Here is a 17,067-nt window from a genome sequence, read left to right as displayed (position 1 = left end):
CATGCGCACGCCGCTTCGCCCGCTGACCCGGATCCTGCTGGCGCGCCAGCGCGGCGAGAGCCCCGACCTGATCGAGCGCGAGAACCTTGCGCAGCGCCACGAAGCCCTGCGCGAAAAGACCCAGGGCCGCGCCTCGTCTCGGTTGGCGCTGCTGGCTGTGGCCTTCGGCTGTGCCTATCTGACCATCGGCGTGCGGATGGGCCACCTTGCGGCCTCGGTCCCGGTTGAACCGGTGGCCAGCGCGCCGGGCGCCGAAATCGTTGCGCAGCGGGCCGACATCGTGGACCGCGAAGGACGCATCCTGGCCACCAACATGACCACGCATGCGCTTTACGCCCATCCGAAGGACATGGTGGACCCCAAGGGCACCGCGGCGAAACTGGCGGAAATCTTCCCCGACCTTGACGCCGCCGCGCTGGAGCGGCGGTTCACCGACGGCCGCAGCTTTGTCTGGGTGCGAAAGGTGCTGTCGCCCGAACAGATGCAGCTGGTGCATGAAATCGGCGATCCCGGCCTGCTGTTCGGCCCGCGCGAAATGCGGCTTTATCCCAACGGCAGCCTCGCCGCGCATGTGCTGGGGGGCTATTCCTTCGGCGCCGAGGGCGTGCATTCGGCCGAGGTGATCGGCACCGCCGGGGTGGAAAAGGCGATGGACGCGCGCCTGCGCGATCCGGCCCAGGCGGGCGCGCCGCTGCAGCTTTCGATCGACCTGTCGGTGCAGGCGACGGTCGAAGAGGTGCTGGCCGCCGGCATCGGCATGATGAACGCCAAGGGCGGCGCGGCCATCCTGATGAACGTGCAGACCGGCGAGATCGTCGCCATGGCCTCGGCCCCGACGTTCGATCCGAACGACCGGCCCTCGCCGCTGATCGACAAGGATGCCGAAGCGGGCGACAGCCCCTTGTTCAACCGGGCGGTTCAGGGGGTCTACGAGTTGGGCTCGACCTTCAAGATCTTTGCCGTCGCGCAGGCAATGGAGCTGGGCCTGGTGAACCCGGACACCATGGTCGATGCCAATGCGCCAATGATCTGGGGCAAGCACAAGATCAAGGAATTCGAAGGCAAGAACTACGGCCCGCTGCTGTCGGTCACCGACGTGATCGCCAAGAGTTCGAACGTGGGCACGGCGCATATCGCCCTGATGATCGGCCCTTTGCGGCAGCAGGCCTTCCTGAAATCCATGGGTTTCTTCGAACCGACCGCACTGGAACTGATCGAAGCGCCGGGGGCGAAACCGCTGATCCCCAAGCGCTGGCCCGAGATCGTGACCATTACCACCGCCTATGGTCACGGGATGTCGGCCAGTCCGATGCACCTTGCCGCTGCCTATGCGGCCATCGCCAATGGCGGCATCTACCTCAAACCGACGCTGCTGAAGCGGGAAGGGGCGGCGAAGGGGGTGCGGGTGTTGTCCGAGGACGTGGCGGCCGAGGCCCGCAAGATGCTGCGCCGCGTGGTCACCGACGGCACGGCGTCCTTTGCCGAGGTCGAGGGTTACGAGGTGGCCGGAAAGACCGGCACCGCCGACAAGCCCAAGAAGTCGGGCGGCTATTACAAGGACAAGGTGATCAACACCTTCGCCGCGATGTTCCCCGCCAGTGCGCCGCGCTATGTGCTGATCGTGACGCTGGACGAGCCGATCAACACGATGATCTCGCCGGTGCGGCGGACCGCGGGCTGGACCTCGGTCCCGGTTGCGGCCGAGATGATCCGGCGGGTGGCACCGTTGCTGGGGCTGCGGCCCAAGGTTGAACCCGTCGCCGGAACTACGCTAACAGCCGCCGAGAACTGAGCGGGGGCGAAACATGGCGCAGGGCAAGCGGCTTTCGGAACTGGGGCTGAAGGCGCGCGACCGGCGCGATCCGGTGCTGTCGGGGGTCACCGCAGATAGCCGCGCCGTGCGCCCCGGGGTGTTGTTTGCGGCGCTGCCGGGCAGCGCGCGGCACGGCGCCGACTTCATCCCGCAGGCCCTGCAGGCCGGCGCGGCGGCGATCCTCACCGACGCGACGGGGGCGGTGATCGCCGCCGAGGCGCTGGTGCTGTCGTCGGTGGCGCTGGTCGTCGCCGACGACCCGCGCGAGGCGCTGGCCTATGCTGCGGCGCTGTGGTTCGGGGCACAGCCTGAAACCATGGTCGCGGTCACCGGGACGAACGGCAAGACCTCGGTCGCCACCTTCTCCCGGCAGATCTGGGCCGAGTTGGGGCATCCGGCGATCAACATCGGCACCACCGGCGTCGAAGGCGCCTGGTCCGCGCCATCATCGCACACCACACCCGACCCGGTGACGCTGCACAAGATGCTGGCCGAGGCGGCGGCGGCAGGGGTGACGCACGCGGCGATGGAGGCAAGCTCGCACGGGCTGGACCAGCGCCGGCTGGAAGGGGTGCGGCTGCGCGCAGCCGGCTTCACCAACCTGACGCAGGACCATCTGGATTACCACCACACCATGGAGGCCTACTTCGCCGCCAAGGCGGGGCTGTTCACCCGGCTCTTGCCCGAGGACGGGGTGGCGGTGGTGAACCTTGACGGCGCCAAGGGCTCGGACGTGGCCGAACTGGCGCTGGACCGGGGCCTGCGGGTGCTGACCGTTGGCAAAGGGCCGGGCGCCGACCTGCAGATCGGCGGCATCCGACCCGATGCGACCGGGCAGGAGGTGCGCTATCTGTGGCAGGGCCGGGCGGTACAGACCCGGCTTGGCCTGATCGGTGCCTTCCAGGCCGAGAACGTGGCCGTCGCGGCCGGGCTGGCCATCGCCGCCGGTGATGACCCTGAGGCAGTGCTGGCGGTGCTGCCCCGGCTGACCGGCGTGCGCGGCCGGATGGAACGGGCGGCGACGCGGGCGAACGGGGCCAGCGTGTTCGTCGACTACGCTCATACGCCCGACGCCATCGAGACCGCACTTCGCGCCCTGCGGCCACATGTGATGGGCCGCATCATCATCGTCTTCGGCGCCGGCGGCGACCGCGACCGCACCAAGCGCCCCCTGATGGGCGCGGCGGCGAAGGCCCATGCCGATGTGCTGTATGTCACCGACGACAACCCGCGCAGCGAAGACCCCGGGGATATCCGCAAGGCCATTCTCGCGGCCTGCCCGGAGGCGAACGAGGTGGGCGACCGCGCCGAGGCCATCCTGCGGGCGGTCGATGCCTTGCAGCCGGGCGATGCCCTGCTGATTGCCGGCAAGGGGCATGAAACCGGGCAGGTGATCAAGGGCGACATTTTCCCCTTCGATGACGTCGAACAGGCCTCTATCGCGGTGGCGGCACTGGATGGGGTGATCTGATGGCGCTCTGGACCTCGGACGAGGCCGCAAAGGCAACCGGTGGGCGCAGCACGCGCGCGTGGGAGGCGCAGGGCGTGTCGATCGACACCCGCAGCCTGCAACCGGGCGATCTGTTCGTCGCGCTGGCCGACGTGCGCGACGGGCACGATTTCGTGGCGCAGGCGCTGGCAAAGGGCGCGGCGGCGGCGATGGTATCCCGCGTGCCTGAAGGCCTGGCCGCGGATGCACCACTGCTGATCGTTGACGATGTTCTGGCCGCGCTTGCGCGGCTGGGCGCGGCGGGTCGGGCGCGGACCGGGGCGCGGGTGGTCGGCGTCACCGGCTCGGTCGGCAAGACCTCGACCAAGGAAATGCTGCGGGCAGTCCTCGCCGGCCAGGGCCGGGTGCATGCCGCCGAGGCCAGCTACAACAACCACTGGGGCGTGCCGCTGACGCTGGCGCGGATGCCGGTCGACACCGACTTCGCGGTGATCGAGATCGGCATGAACCACCCCGGCGAGATTGCGCCGTTGTCGCGGCTGGCGCGGCCGAATGTGGCGATGATCACCACGGTGGCCGCCGCGCATCTTGAGGCCTTCGACAGCCTGGAAGGCATCGCGGCGGAAAAGGCCGCGATCTTCGACGGGCTGGAACCGGGCGGCGTGGCGGTGGTCAATGCCGACCTGCCGGTCACACACCTGATCGTGGACCGCGCCCGCTCTGGCGGCGCCCGCATGGTGCTGTTCGGCGCGGCCGAGGCGGCCGACTATCGGCTGATCGAGGCGCGCATCGTCGATGACACCACCGTCATCCAAGCCCGTCGCGGCGGGCTGCCGTTCCTGGTCAAGGTGTCTTCGCCGGGCCGGCATTTCGCGATGAATGCGCTGGGCGCCCTGGCAGCGGCCGAGGCGCTGGGCGCCGATCCCATGATCGCCGCGCACGACATCGGCCGCTGGGTGCCGCCCGCCGGGCGCGGCACGCGCGAGCGCATCCTGCTGGACCCGGTCGAAGAGACCTTCTTCGACCTGATCGACGATGCCTTCAACGCCAACCCCGCCTCGATGGCGGCAGCGCTGGAGGTGCTGATCGCCGCCCGGCCCACCGACGGCATCGGGCGGGTGGGCAACGGGCGGCGCATCGCCATCCTGGGAGACATGCTGGAACTGGGTCCGGACGAAACCGCGATGCACCTGGACATCGCCCGACATCCGGGGCTGGCGGCGGTGTCGATCATCCATTGCGTCGGCCCGCGGATGAAGAACCTGTGGCAGGTGCTGCCGCGGGCGCAAAGGGGCGACTGGGTCGAGACCGCGCCGGAACTGGCGGCCCGTGCCCGCAGCCTGTTCGACGCGGGGGATATCGTGCTGGTCAAGGGATCGAAGGGGTCGAAGGTCAGTCTGGTCGTTGACGCCCTGCGCAAAATGGGCCAAGCCGCGCCGACGGCAGAAGGGACCGAGTGAATGCTGTATTGGCTGACCGGATTTTCAGATGGCGGCGACGTCTTCAACCTGTTTCGCTACATCACCTTCCGGGCGGGCGGCGCCTTCGTCACCGCGCTGGTCTTCGGGTTCCTGTTCGGCCGGCCGCTGATCAACCTTCTGCGCAGAAAGCAGGGCAAGGGCCAGCCGATCCGTGACGATGGGCCGCAAAGCCATTTCGCCAAGGCGGGCACGCCAACCATGGGGGGCCTGCTGATCCTGTCGGCGCTGCTCGTCTCGACGCTGATGTGGGCGCGGCTGGACAATGTCTATGTCTGGATCGTGGTGCTGGTGACGCTGGCCTTCGGGCTGATCGGTTTCGCTGACGACTACGCCAAGGTGACCAAGCAGAACACCAAGGGGGTCTCGTCACGGGTGCGTTTCCTGCTTGGGCTGCTGATCGCAGGTCTGGCAACCTATGCCGCCGCGATGTTTCACCCCGATGATCTGACCAACCAGCTGGCCTTTCCGTTCTTCAAGGACGCGCTGCTGAACCTGGGTGTCTTCTTCGTGCCCTTCGGCATGGTCGTCATCGTCGGCGCGGCGAATGCGGTGAACCTGACCGACGGACTGGATGGGCTGGCGATCATGCCGGTGATGATCGCCTGCGGCACGCTGGGGGTGATCGCCTATGCGGTGGGCCGGGTGGACTTCACCCAGTATCTCGACGTTCACTACGTGCCCGGAACCTCGGAACTGGTGATCTTCGCCGCAGGTCTGTTCGGCGCGGGGCTGGGGTTCCTGTGGTACAACGCCCCCCCGGCGGCAGTGTTCATGGGCGACACCGGATCGCTGGCGCTGGGCGGCGCACTGGGCGCGATGGCGGTCTGCACCAAGCACGAGATCGTGCTGGCGATCGTCGGCGGGCTGTTCGTGGTCGAGGCGCTGTCGGTGATCATCCAGGTGCTGTACTACAAGGCCACCAAGAAGCGCATCTTCCTGATGGCGCCGATCCACCATCACTTTGAAAAGAAGGGCTGGGCCGAACCTCAGATCGTGATCCGGTTCTGGATCATCTCGCTGATCCTGGCGATGGTCGGCCTGGCCACGCTGAAACTCCGCTGACCGGGCGTGGCCGGGGTTTGACCGGCAGGTGTCCTGGTCTAGTCTGGCCGCAGGCAAGACCAGAACACGGGCGGGCGGGCAGATGATCACACGGCGGACATTGGGGCTGACGGCGCTGGGGGCGCTGCTTTCGGGCTGCATCGGCGGCGGGTCGGGCGGGGGTGCGCGCGGCGCGGGCGGCGAGGCGGCTCCGCCGCGGCCGGTGCCGAACCCGGCGTTCGACGCCTGGGTCGCGGCCTATCGTGACCGGGCGGCGGGGCGGGGGATTTCCCGCAGCACCATGGACGCGGCTTTCCGCGGGGCGGGGTTCCTGCCGCAAGTGGTTGAAAAGGATCGGAACCAGACCGAGTTCAAGCGCACGCTGGAGGACTACCTGTCCATCGCCGCCTCGGACGAGCGGGTGGCGATGGGACGGCAGAAATTCGCCTCGCTGGGCGGGCTGCTGGCTCAGATCGAGGCACGGTACGGGGTGGAAGCCCATGTCATTGCTGCGTTTTGGGGGATGGAGTCCTACTTCGGCACGCGCCGGGGCAATGTGCCGGTGATCTCGGCGCTGGCCACCCTGGCGTTTGACGGGCGGCGGGCGGAGTTCTTCGAAAGCCAGCTTACGGCGGCCTTGAAGATCATCCAGAACGGCGACATCGCGGCTGACCGGATGACCGGCAGCTGGGCCGGCGCCATGGGGCATACGCAATTCATTCCAACCGCTTACCTGGCCTATGCCGCCGACTGGACGGGCGACGGGCGGCGCGACATCTGGTCGGAGGACCCCTCGGACGCGCTGGCCTCGACCGCCAACTACGTGGCAAAATCCGGCTGGCAGAAGGGCCTGCCCTGGGGGATGGAGGTCACCCTGCCGGCCGGCTTTCCGACCGGTCTGCTGGGCCGCGGCAAGGCGAAATCGGCCGACGACTGGCGTATGCTTGGCGTACGGCCCGCGTCTGGCGAACGTATGGCAAGCGGCAGTATCGTTGCGCCGGGGGGTCTGGGCAGCCCGGCCTTCCTGCTGACCCGCAACTTCGCCGTCATCCTGCGCTACAACAACGCCGAGAACTACGCCATCGGCGTCGGCCACCTGAGCGACCGGATTCGTGGCGGCGAGGCGATCCGGGGCAACTTTGGCCCCGATGCCAGCGGCCTGACCAAGGCCGACCGGCAAGAGATCCAGCGCCTGCTGACGGCGAAAGGCCATGACACCGGCGGCAGCGACGGAGTGATGGGGGCCAAGACCAAGGCCGCCATCGAGGCCTTCGAGGCCAGCCGGGGCCTGCCGATGACCGGGACCGCTACGCCCGCCTTGCTGGCCCTGCTGCGGCGCTGACCGGCGATGGGCCACTTGCCGCAGGGCCTTGAAGGGGCCGGACCGGGGGCCTAGTGTCCGGGCCGAACGAACAGGGGGGCGGCATGGCCCAGAAACGCAGCATCTTCGAAGAGGTCTCGGACCAGACGCCGCCGCCGCCGAAGCCGGTGAAGGCGGGACCGGGTGGCGGCGGGCTGATCGACAGCCGCCCGAAGGGCGCGCGCGGGGCGATCCGGCGCTGGCTGATGGTGCTGTTCGTGCTGGTCGCGGCGATGATCCTGGTCGGCGGGCTGACCCGGCTGACCGACAGCGGGCTGTCGATCACCGAATGGAAGCCGGTGACCGGCGTGGTGCCGCCGTTGAGCGAGGCCGATTGGACGGCAGAGTTCGATAAGTACAAGGCGACGCCGGAATTCGCGCTGCAGAACAGCCTGATTTCCATAGAAGAGTTCAAGACGATCTACTGGTGGGAATGGGGGCACAGGCAGTTGGGCCGGCTGATCGGGCTGGTCTGGGCGGTGGGGTTCCTGTGGTTTCTGGTGCGGCGCTCGATTCCGACCGGCTGGACCGGGCGGCTGCTGGGCGTCGGCCTTCTTGGCGGCGTTCAGGGTGCGGTTGGCTGGTGGATGGTCCGCTCCGGTCTGACCGGGGACATGGTTGATGTGGCCTCCTACCGGCTGGCGATCCATCTTGGCCTCGGCTTTGCAATCCTGGGTCTGCTGGCGACCTATGTCCTGCTGCTGGGCCGCAGCGAGGCCGAGTTGATGACCGCCCGGCGCGGGCGCGAGGCGAAGCTGGCCGGGCTGGCGACCGGGCTGATGCACTTTGCCTTCCTGCAGATCCTGCTGGGCGCACTGGTCGCCGGCATCGACGCCGGCCGCGCTTTTCCGACCTGGCCGCTGATGGGCGACAGCTTCTTTCCCGCCGATGCCTTCTACGTCCCGGACGGGCAGGGCGGCACCAAGGCGGCCTGGCATGCGTTCTTTGAAAATCCCGGCCTGGTGCAGTTCCTGCACCGCATGGCGGGCTATCTGCTGTTCGTCTTCGGCATCGTGGCCTGGGCGATGGGCCGCAAGTCGGCGCATGGCCAGACGCGGTTCGCCTTCCACATGGTTCTGCTGATGCTGCTGGCGCAGGTCGGCCTGGGCATCATGGCGGTGCTGACCGCGGCGCAGCTGCATGTGGCGATCACCCACCAGATCGGCGCGGTGGTCCTTTGGGTGCTGATCCTGCGGGCCCGGCATCTGGCGAAATTCCCCGTGGCGGGGTCGATCCGGAAAGGGACGGCATAGATGCGGAACGATGCCTATGAGGCGCTGCTGGCGCATGCGCGCGAAACGGCGGCGCTGGAGTCGGTCGCCGGCCGACTGAGCTGGGACCAGGAAACCGTGATGCCGCGCGGCGCCGCCCTGCAACGCGGCGAGGAGATGGCGGCGATGGAGGGCGTGCTGCACAGCCGCCGCACTGACGAGCGGGTGGCCGAATGGCTGGACGCGGTCCAGCCTGAGGGCGCCGTCGCCAAGGCGCAGGTGGCGCGGGTGGCGCGGGCGCACAGCCGTGCGACCAAGGTGCCGGCCGAACTGGCGCAGGAAATCGCCCGGGTGACCAGCGTGGCGCAGGGCATCTGGGCCGAGGCGCGGGCGGCCGATGACGTGGCGGCCTTCCTGCCCACGCTGGCCGAGGTGATAAGGCTGAAGCGCGAGGAGGGGGCCGCACTGGCGCAGGGCGGCGACGCCTATGACGCGTTGGTGGATGATTATGAGCCGGGCATGACCGGCGCCGACATTGCGGCGATGTTCGATGCGATGCGGCCGCGGCTGGTGGCCTTGCGCGCGCGGCTGCTGGGGGCGGCCCGGCAGCCGGTGGCACTTGACGGCAGTTTCGGCGCCGAGGCGCAGTTGCGCCTGTCGCGAGATGTGGCCGCCGCCTTCGGCTATGACTTCAGCCGCGGGCGGATCGACATCGCGGTGCATCCGTTCTCGTCAGGGTCTGGGCAGGATGTGCGGATCACCACGCGGGTGTCGGAATCCGACCCGTTCAACTGCCTCTATTCCACCATCCACGAGGTCGGCCACGCCGCCTATGAACAGTCCGTCGATCCCGACTATCTGCTGACGCCAATCGGCCAGGGCGTGTCGATGGGGGTGCATGAAAGCCAGAGCCGGATCTACGAAAACCAGTTGGGCCGCAGCGCCGCCTTCACCGGCTGGCTTTATGCCGAGATGCGCGACCGCTTCGGCGCTTTCGGCATCGGCTCGGCCGAAGGGTTCTACGGCGCGGTGAACCGGGTGCGGCCGGGGTTCATCCGCACCGAGGCGGATGAAGTGCATTACAACCTGCACATCATGATGCGGTTCGATCTGGAGCGCGCGCTGATGCGGGGCGCGCTGGAGGTGGCCGATCTTGAGGCGGCGTGGAACGACCGGTTCCTGGCCGATTTCGGCGTGGCGGTGGACCGGCCCAGCCACGGGATGCTGCAGGATGTGCATTGGTCGGTGGGCCTGTTCGGCTACTTCCCGACCTACACTCTGGGCAATGTCTATGCCGGCTGCCTGCACAAGGCGCTGCGGGCCGACCTGCCGGATCTGGACGACCGGATGGCCAGGGGCGACCCCTCGCCGGCGACCGAATGGCTGCGCGAAAAGGTGCAGCGGCACGGCGCGCTGATGGCCCCGCGCGAGGTGATCGAGCAGGCTTGCGGGTTCGAACCGTCTCCCGGGCCGCTGCTGGAGTACCTCGAGGCCAAGTTCGGCGGGATCTACGGCGTGTGACGGCGTCAGCCAGCGACGATGCGGCGGCGGTCTGGCTGCTGGCGTTGGGCCAGACGCTGGTCTACGCCGGCAGCTACTATGCCTTCCCTGCGCTGCTGCCGGCGCTTGAGGCCGAGACCGGCTGGACCAAGGCGCAACTGGCGGCGGGGCCGACGCTGGCCTTCGTGGTGATGGCGGCGCTGACGCCCCTGTCCGGGCGGCTCGTCGACCGGGGCCTGGGCGGCGAGGTACTGGTCTGGTCCGCGGCCGTCACAGCGGCGGGCGTGGCGGCGCTGGGGATGGCGGGCGGGCCGCTGGGGTGGCTAGCGGCCTGGGCGGTGATCGGTCTGGGGCAGGCGGGGTGCCTCTACGAGACCTGCTTTGCCTTCCTGACCCGGCGGCTGGGCACCGGCGCGCGGGCGGCGATCACCCGCGTCACGCTGGTGGCGGGGTTCGCCGGGACGCTGGCCTTTCCGCTGGGCCATGCCCTGGGGCAGGCGCTGGGCGGGAAGGGGGCGCTGGTGGTCTTTGCCGCGATCATCCTGGTCGGCGTTGTACCGGTGAACGCACTGGCGGTCCGCCGGTTGCGCGGCAAGGCGCGCGCTGCCGGGTTGGGCCTGCCGCCCGACCCGCCGGGGGCGGCGCGGGCGGCGATGCGGCGGCCCGAGTTCTGGATGATCGCGGCGGCCTTCGGGCTGATCTACCTGAACCATGGCGTGCTGATCACCTATGTCCTGCCGCTGTTTGTCGACCGCGGCGCGGGGGCGGGGCTGGCCGCTTTGGCCGCGGCCTGCATCGGCCCGGCGCAGGTGGCGGGGCGGCTGGCGCTGCTGCTGGCCGGCCCGCGGGTCAGCACCGCGCAGGCGACGCGCGCCTCGCTGGCGGCAATCGTCGTGGCGGGGGCGCTGCTGTGGCTGGCCGGGCTGGCGATGCCGCTGATCTTTGCCTTTGCCGTGGTGCAGGGGGCGGGGATCGGGCTGGTCTCGATCCTGCGGCCGGTGCTGATTGCCGAAGTGCTGGGGCGGACCGGCTTTGGCGCGGTATCCGGCGCGGTGGCGGTGGCGCCGATCCTGGCGGCGGCGGCGGCGCCCTCGGTTGGCGCGGCGCTGTTGACCGCGGGCGGGCCGGGGCTGGTCTATGCTGCCTGCCTGGCGATGGCCCTGGCCGGGCTGGCGCTGGCAGTCTGGCTGCTGGCGCGCCGCTAGGCCCGGTCGGGCTTGCGCTTTTCGAGCAAGGCCACGGCGCCTTCGGTGGTGTCGTCCCAGAGCATGTTCTCCTGCATCACCCGCCTGGCCCGGGAATAGGACTGGTCAGGCTTTTCGCCTGGCTGGTCACGGAAAGCGCGCTTGCCGATGTGGCCGGCGGACCTGCCGGACATGGACGATCGGACGGCCGGCGGTGGCCCCTCGCCCGCGACCATGTGTCTGCGCAAGACAGTGCAGCGGGACGGCGCAGATGACCCGGCGCGGGCTTATCGCGCTGGCCTGCGGGTTCGAACCGACGGCCGAACCGCTGCTTGACTATCTCGACGCGAAGTTCTGCAATATCTACCGGCTGTAAACAGGCCGACACGAGGAGCAAGGATGGGCAGCCCGCTGAATGCCATGGGACGCAGCGCACGGCGCGTGGCCAGTGCACTGATCGCCGGCATAACGCGCCGCCACAAGGCGGAAGAGGTCGAGGCGTGGATTGCGGCGCTTGCCCCGCGCGAGCAGGCAGGGGTGGTGCTGGCGACGCTGGCTGCTCTGTTCCTCCTCAGCCTGGTCTTTGCGCAGGCGGGGGTGGTCGGGATGCTGGCATTCCTGCTGCTGGTCATCCTGGTGGTCAACTGACGCCTGTCGTTTCTGTCGCTTCTTGAAGTCGCTTCAAAGCGTTGGCTCGGTCCGGCCAGAGTGGCCGGCGGGGTCAGGTGCTGGCCTGCAAAAATCTTGAATCGCAGATGATCCGTTTTTTCAATGCCCGCGTAAACCTTGCACGATCAACCATTCCTCCAAGGGAGCTGACTGATGTCTGTAATCACTCTGAAGATGATCCTGGCCCTCGGAACGCTCGGGTTCGTCATGGCCTTCGCCTATGTGAACATGCGGCAGACCGAGCGCCTGCTGCGCGACTCCCGCGCGCGGCGCGAGCGCGAGAAGCTGGCGGCGGCGGCTGCGGTGCCGGCCGAGTGACATGTGACGATGATGGCCGGGCAAGGTTTGCCCGGCCCCTGTGACCCCGGGGTCGGTGCAGCCCCCTTGCCGCACTACGTGTGCCAGTCCGGCGCGCGCTTCTCCAGAAAGGCCGCAATGCCTTCTTCGGTGTCGCGCCAGAGAATGTTCTCGACGATCGCAGCGCCGGCGCGGGCATAGGCCAGGTCAAGCGGCAGGCCAAGCTGGTCGTAGAAGGCCCGCTTGCCGATCCGGACGGCGGCGGTCAGCTTGGCCGCCAGGGTGCGGGCAAGCTCCTGGGTGACCTGGTCCAACTCATCCGGCGGGGCGACGCGGTTCACCAGGCCCACCTCGCGCGCGCGCCCGGCCGGGAGGAATTCGCCCGTCGTCAGCATCTCGAAGGCCACGCCGGAGGCCACCTTGCGGGTGAGCGCGACCATCGGTGTCGAGCAGAACAGGCCGATGTTGATCCCGTTCACCCCGAATCGTGCATCCGAGGCGGCGGTGACCAGATCGCAGGAGGCGGCAAGCTGGCATCCGGCGGCAGCGGCCAGCCCGTGGACCTGCGCGATGACCGGTTGCGGCAGGGCCGGGATGGCCTGCATCACCGCGGCGCAGCGGGCAAAGAGGTCGGCGAAATAGGCCGCGCCCTTGTCGGCGGCAGCGCGGGCAGCCTGCATTTCTTTCAGGTGATGGCCGGCGCAGAACGCCCGCCCCGCCCCCCTCAGGATGACCACGCGGGTGGCGGCGTCGCGCGCCAGCTCCGTGAAGGCATCGGCCAGCGCGGCAAGCATGGCATCGGACAGCGCGTTCAGGCTTGCCGGCGCGTTCAGCGTCAGCGTGGCGACACCCGCATCGTCGGTGCGCAGGATCAGCGGCTCGGTCATTGCGTCCCCCCTTGGCTTCGCGGCAGGGTAGGGGCGGGACGCGGCAAGGGGAAGCGCCTTGGTGGAACTGAGGATGGATGCGCGCGCGCTGGAGGTGTTCCTCAAGCGCGATTTCGGGCAAGTGGCGGCAGATTTCGCGGTGGAACGGGCCGATCAGCAGGGGGTGCGCGTGCGCCTGAAGGTGGCCGAGCGGCACCTGCGCCCGGGCGGCACGGTCAGCGGCCCGTCGATGTTCGCGCTGGCCGATGTGGCGATGTACCTGGCGATTCTCAGCCGCATCGGCCCGGTGGCGCTGGCGGTGACCACGAACTGCGCCATCGACTTCATGCGCAAGCCGTCTGCGGGCTATGACCTGATGGCCGAAGCGCGGCTGCTGAAGCTGGGCCGCGCGCTTGCGGTGGGCGACGCGATGATCGTCAGCGAGGGCCACGCCGAACCCGTCGCGCGGGCCAGCCTGACCTATTCGATTCCGCCGACCCGCGGCTGATGCCGGGCCATCAGACCTTGGGACGCGAGAACCGGCCCTCGATATGGGCGCCGCTTTCGATGACCAGCGTGGTGTAGACCACATCCGCCGCCACCTGGGCGGTCGAGCGCATGGTGAAGCTGCCGCTGTCGACCTTGCCGTCGAGCCGGCCCTTGACCTCGACTGCCTGCGCGGTGACCGAGCCGGAGATTCGCCCCTCCTGGCCCACCATCAGCGTGTCGGCGGTCAGGTTGCCGTCGATCTCGCCAAAGATCTCGATGGTGCCGGCTGCGCTGATCTCGCCGGTGATCCGCAGGTCGGTGCCAAGGACGGATCGGCTGGCGTTCGTTCCGGACGTGGGGCGCGGCGACGGCGGCGGCGCAGCGGTCGGATCGGCGGTCTTGGAGAACATCTGGGCAATCCCTGTCTGGCTTGCCCTGATAAGGTGAAATCGGCGGGCGGCGGTCAAGGGGGAGGCGAGTGTCCGGAGGCCCTGCCGGCGGAAAACCCGCTCTGCGATGTCGCAGGCGGGCCTGACAGGCCGTGGACGGGGTGGTTCTATGACGCTCGAATCGCGCCGTTGGACAGGAGGCCCGGATGTCGGAAGCGTTCTTCAGGCCGGTTTCGGGCTTTGACCTGCCACGATTCGCGGGGGTGCCGACGTTCATGCGGCTGCCGCATGTGACCTTCGATCATCCGCGTTTTGCCGAGGTGCAGATCGGCCTGATCGGCGCGCCTTGGGACGGCGGCACGACCAACCGGCCGGGGCCGCGGCACGGACCCCGGCAGTTGCGCGATCTGTCGACGATGATCCGGGCGGTGAACGGGGCGACCTGGGTGGCGCCGTTCGATCTGGCGCGCTGTGCCGACCTGGGCGACGTGGCGCCGAACCCGGCCGATCTGATGGATTCGATGGCGCGGATGGAGGCGTTTTATGCCCGCGTGGTGGCGGCCGGGGTGCGGCCGCTGACGGCGGGCGGGGACCATCTGTGCAGCCTGCCGATCCTGCGGGCGGTGGCGAGGGCGCGGCCAAGTCCGGGGCCGGTGGGCCTGATCCAGTTCGACAGCCACACCGACCTGAATGACATCTATTTCGGCACCTCGCGGTACAACCACGGCACGCCCTTCCGCCGCGCCGTGGAAGAGGGACTGGTGGACCCCAAGCGCTACTGCCTGATCGGCATCCGCGGCACGGCCTACGGGCGCGAGGACTGGGATTTCGCGGCCGCCAACGGCATCCGGATCATTCCGATTGCGGAATTCCATGCCCGCGGGGCCGAGGACGTGATGGCGGAAGCGCGCGAGATCGTCGGCTTGGGGCCGGTCTACGTGACCTATGACATCGACTTCGTCGACCCGACCTTTGCGCCGGGGACGGGCACGCCCGAGGTGGGCGGGCCGAACTCCTGGCAGGCGTTGCAGGTGGCGCGGGGGTTGCGGGGGCTGGACGTGGTCGGGGCGGACCTGGTCGAGGTCTCGCCGCCCTTCGATCCTTCGGGCGGGACGGCCTGGCTGGGCATCAGCCTGATGTTCGAGATGCTTTGCGTGATGGCCGAGCAGGTCGCGCAGCGGTGAGGGTCGCCGGGGGCTTCGCGCCCCCGGACCCCCGCGGGATATTTGGAGACAGATGAAATGCAGGAAGATGACGTGCGGCCGGTTCTGATCATCAGCAATGCCAGGGTTCTGACCATGGACCCCGAGCGGCCCAGGGCCGAGGCGGTGGCGGTGGCGGGCGGGCGCATTCTGGCGGTGGGGTCGGCGGCCGAGGTGGCGGCGCTGGCGGGGCCGGGGTGCAGGGTGATCGACGCCAGCGGGCGGACGCTGCTGCCGGGGTTCGTGGAAAGCCATCTGCATCTTGTGCTGGGCGGGCTGGAGCTGGCGCAACTGCAACTGGGTGAAGTGCAAGGGATCGAGGCCTTGAAGGCGGCCTTTGCAGGCTATGCGGCGGCCAACCCGGGCCGGCCGATCCTGCTGGCGCAGGGGGCTTCGTATGAAATCCTGGACCATCCGGTGACGCGGCACGATCTGGACGCGGTGATTGCCGACCGGCCGATTGCCATGACGGCCCCTGACCATCACACGGTCTGGGCCAATACGGCGGCGCTGGCAGCGGCGGGGATTCTGCATGGCGCAGAGACGCCGCCGGGGCATGTGGTGGTGATGGGCGACGACGGCACAGCCACCGGCGAATTGCGCGAGTTCGAGGCCTTCGGGCCGGTCCTCGCCCTGGGCGGCGAGGCGCATCTGCAGCTGGGCATCGCCACCGGGGGCGAGCCGGAGCCCTGGCCCGACGCTGCAACGCGCGCGGCCGACAAGGACAAGATCGCGGCGGGGCTGGCGCATTGCGCGCGCCATGGCATCACCAGCATGGTGAACATGGACGGCAACCGTTACACCTGCGCGCTGCTGAAAGAGATGGAGGAAGAGGGCCGGCTGACCGCGCGTGTCGTGGTGCCCTTCCACATGAAGCCGCAGATGCCGCTGTCGGAACTGTCGCGCGCCAGCGCCATGGCGGCCGAGTTCACCGGCGACTGGGTGCGCTCGGGCTTCGTCAAGATGTTCCAGGACGGGGTGGTGGACAGCCGCACGGCCTATATGCTGAACGATTATCCGGGGACCAGCGAGCGGGGCGAGCCGCTGTTTCCGCCCGAGCGGTTCAAGGAGATCTGCATCGAGATCGACCGGAGGGGGTTGCAGATCGCCGTCCATGCCATCGGCGACGGGGCGGTTCGTGTGACCATCGACGGCTACGAGGCCGCGCGCCGGGCCAACGGGCCGCGCGACAGCCGCCACCGGATCGAGCATATCGAACTGATCGACCGGGCCGACGTGCCGCGGCTGGGGGCGCTGGGCATCACCGCCAGCGTGCAGCCGCCGCACCCGCCCGGCGCGATGGAATTCCCGATGTCGACGATGGAGACGGTGTTTCATCGCGACAGGTGGAAGGACGCCTATCTGTGGAAGACGCTGGCCGACGCCGGCGCGCCGCTGGCCTATGCGTCAGACTGGCCGGTGACGGACGTCAACGTGATGCGGGGCATCCAGGCCGCGCTGACGCGGGTGCCCTTCGCGGGTTGTCCGGACGAACGGGTGGGGTTGATGGAGACGCTGCACGCCTATACGGCCGGAGGGGCCTGGGCCGCGCACCTGGACCACCTGACCGGCACGCTGAAACCTGGGCTGGCCGCCGACTTGGTGCTGGTCGACGGCGACCTCGAGTCGATTGCGCCGATGGGAATCGGGGCGACGGGAATCGCCCTGACTGTCGCTGGCGGCCGGGTCACCCACCAAGCGCCGGGATTCGCCTGACTTTTCCACAGGCTCCGTTGCCCTGAGCAGGGCAGCGGAGGCTGGAAACCGCTGGAAAACGGGGGGTCTGACAAAAAATCGTCACACGGAACGATTTTCCTCTTGCGGGCTTCGGCAGGCAGACGTAAATAGCCCCTCACCGAAGCGGACGGCAGCGCGGAAACGCGGTTTCGAACGTTGCGGAAGCGAAGGCGAAGACCCTCGCAGACAAGATCCGGAGGCAAGGCGGTGGTTACGCTGGAAGTTTCAGCGTGCTGCTTGTTTTGTGTCCACGCTCTTTGACATTGCTATGAAATGAAGGGATATGCGGGCGGTTTGGGCGCATCGGCGTCTAACGCGCATATCGGCCTAGTAGGGATTTCGGTTCCGATGATCTAGGTGTCAGCTTCACTGTCTTGT

General features: G+C 68.8%; 16 protein-coding genes. 13 read left to right on the top strand and 3 right to left on the bottom strand.

Features of this window, described 5'->3' with window-relative positions; translation table 11 throughout:
- Nucleotide 1: 1 nt before the first annotated feature.
- The 8 genes from LHP98_RS10800 to LHP98_RS10765 all read left to right on the top strand — a co-directional run bounded on the left by LHP98_RS10800 (nt 2) and on the right by LHP98_RS10765 (nt 11,061).
- Nucleotides 2-1,792, top strand: a complete 1,791-nt coding sequence (locus tag LHP98_RS10800; protein WP_227252551.1) for a peptidoglycan D,D-transpeptidase FtsI family protein — start codon at nt 2-4, stop codon at nt 1,790-1,792.
- A 13-nt stretch (nt 1,793-1,805) separates the two neighbouring features.
- Complete coding sequence (locus tag LHP98_RS10795) at nt 1,806-3,284, top strand: UDP-N-acetylmuramoyl-L-alanyl-D-glutamate--2,6-diaminopimelate ligase (protein ID WP_227252550.1); 1,479 nt, start codon at nt 1,806-1,808, stop codon at nt 3,282-3,284.
- Nucleotides 3,281-4,723, top strand: a complete 1,443-nt coding sequence (locus LHP98_RS10790; protein ID WP_227252929.1) for a UDP-N-acetylmuramoyl-tripeptide--D-alanyl-D-alanine ligase — start codon at nt 3,281-3,283, stop codon at nt 4,721-4,723. The genes LHP98_RS10795 and LHP98_RS10790 overlap by 4 nt, the downstream gene beginning before the upstream one ends.
- Entirely contained in the window at nt 4,724-5,806 is a 1,083-nt protein-coding gene (mraY, locus tag LHP98_RS10785; protein WP_227252549.1) for a phospho-N-acetylmuramoyl-pentapeptide-transferase, read from the top strand.
- Nucleotides 5,807-5,888: 82 nt separating this feature from the next.
- On the top strand, nt 5,889-7,127 hold the full coding sequence (locus LHP98_RS10780) for a lytic murein transglycosylase (RefSeq protein WP_227252548.1): 1,239 nt from the start codon (nt 5,889-5,891) through the stop codon (nt 7,125-7,127).
- A gap of 83 nt (nt 7,128-7,210) precedes the next feature.
- On the top strand, nt 7,211-8,398 hold the full coding sequence (gene ctaA / locus LHP98_RS10775; RefSeq protein WP_227252547.1) for a heme A synthase: 1,188 nt from the start codon (nt 7,211-7,213) through the stop codon (nt 8,396-8,398).
- Nucleotides 8,399-9,877 carry a carboxypeptidase M32 gene (locus LHP98_RS10770; RefSeq protein ID WP_227252546.1) on the top strand — a complete coding sequence of 493 codons (1,479 nt, stop codon included), beginning with the start codon at nt 8,399-8,401 and terminating at the stop codon, nt 9,875-9,877. It begins immediately after the preceding gene.
- Nucleotides 9,874-11,061 (top strand): MFS transporter, encoded by a 1,188-nt coding sequence (locus tag LHP98_RS10765; protein WP_227252545.1) that lies wholly within the window; start codon nt 9,874-9,876, stop codon nt 11,059-11,061. The genes LHP98_RS10770 and LHP98_RS10765 overlap by 4 nt, the downstream gene beginning before the upstream one ends.
- Here LHP98_RS10765 and LHP98_RS10760 read toward each other — a convergent pair.
- Nucleotides 11,058-11,234 (bottom strand): hypothetical protein, encoded by a 177-nt coding sequence (locus LHP98_RS10760; RefSeq protein ID WP_227252544.1) that lies wholly within the window; start codon nt 11,232-11,234, stop codon nt 11,058-11,060. The genes LHP98_RS10765 and LHP98_RS10760 overlap by 4 nt on opposite strands.
- Before the next feature lie 205 nt (nt 11,235-11,439).
- Between LHP98_RS10760 and LHP98_RS10755 the strand changes: the two genes are divergently transcribed.
- Nucleotides 11,440-11,688, top strand: a complete 249-nt coding sequence (locus LHP98_RS10755) for a hypothetical protein (RefSeq protein WP_227252543.1) — start codon at nt 11,440-11,442, stop codon at nt 11,686-11,688.
- Between the two features lie 174 nt (nt 11,689-11,862).
- A complete protein-coding gene (locus tag LHP98_RS10750; protein ID WP_227252542.1) occupies nt 11,863-12,027 on the top strand; it encodes a hypothetical protein in 165 nt (54 codons plus the stop codon).
- Nucleotides 12,028-12,101: 74 nt separating this feature from the next.
- On the opposite strand, the gene LHP98_RS10745 is transcribed toward LHP98_RS10750, so the two are convergent.
- Nucleotides 12,102-12,893: an enoyl-CoA hydratase gene (locus LHP98_RS10745; protein ID WP_227252541.1), complete on the bottom strand. Its 792-nt coding sequence runs from the start codon at nt 12,891-12,893 to the stop codon at nt 12,102-12,104.
- A 61-nt stretch (nt 12,894-12,954) separates the two neighbouring features.
- Between LHP98_RS10745 and LHP98_RS10740 the strand changes: the two genes are divergently transcribed.
- Nucleotides 12,955-13,380: a PaaI family thioesterase gene (locus LHP98_RS10740; RefSeq protein WP_227252928.1), complete on the top strand. Its 426-nt coding sequence runs from the start codon at nt 12,955-12,957 to the stop codon at nt 13,378-13,380.
- A 10-nt stretch (nt 13,381-13,390) separates the two neighbouring features.
- Here the strand turns inward: LHP98_RS10740 and LHP98_RS10735 are convergent, their stop codons facing one another.
- On the bottom strand, nt 13,391-13,771 hold the full coding sequence (locus tag LHP98_RS10735; protein WP_227252540.1) for a bactofilin family protein: 381 nt from the start codon (nt 13,769-13,771) through the stop codon (nt 13,391-13,393).
- Nucleotides 13,772-13,956: 185 nt separating this feature from the next.
- Here LHP98_RS10735 and LHP98_RS10730 point away from each other — a divergent pair, with 185 nt between their 5' ends.
- A complete protein-coding gene (locus LHP98_RS10730; RefSeq protein WP_227252539.1) occupies nt 13,957-14,934 on the top strand; it encodes an agmatinase in 978 nt (325 codons plus the stop codon).
- A 57-nt stretch (nt 14,935-14,991) separates the two neighbouring features.
- Nucleotides 14,992-16,668, top strand: a complete 1,677-nt coding sequence (locus LHP98_RS10725; RefSeq protein ID WP_227252538.1) for an amidohydrolase — start codon at nt 14,992-14,994, stop codon at nt 16,666-16,668.
- The last annotated feature ends 399 nt before the right edge of the window (nt 16,669-17,067 follow it).

This window comes from Rhodobacter sp. Har01 (assembly GCF_020564565.1).
Taxonomy (GTDB): Bacteria; Pseudomonadota; Alphaproteobacteria; order Rhodobacterales; family Rhodobacteraceae; genus Pseudogemmobacter.
The sequence above is the reverse complement of the archived record's forward strand: the minus strand, read 5'-3'. Positions and strand labels throughout refer to the sequence as shown.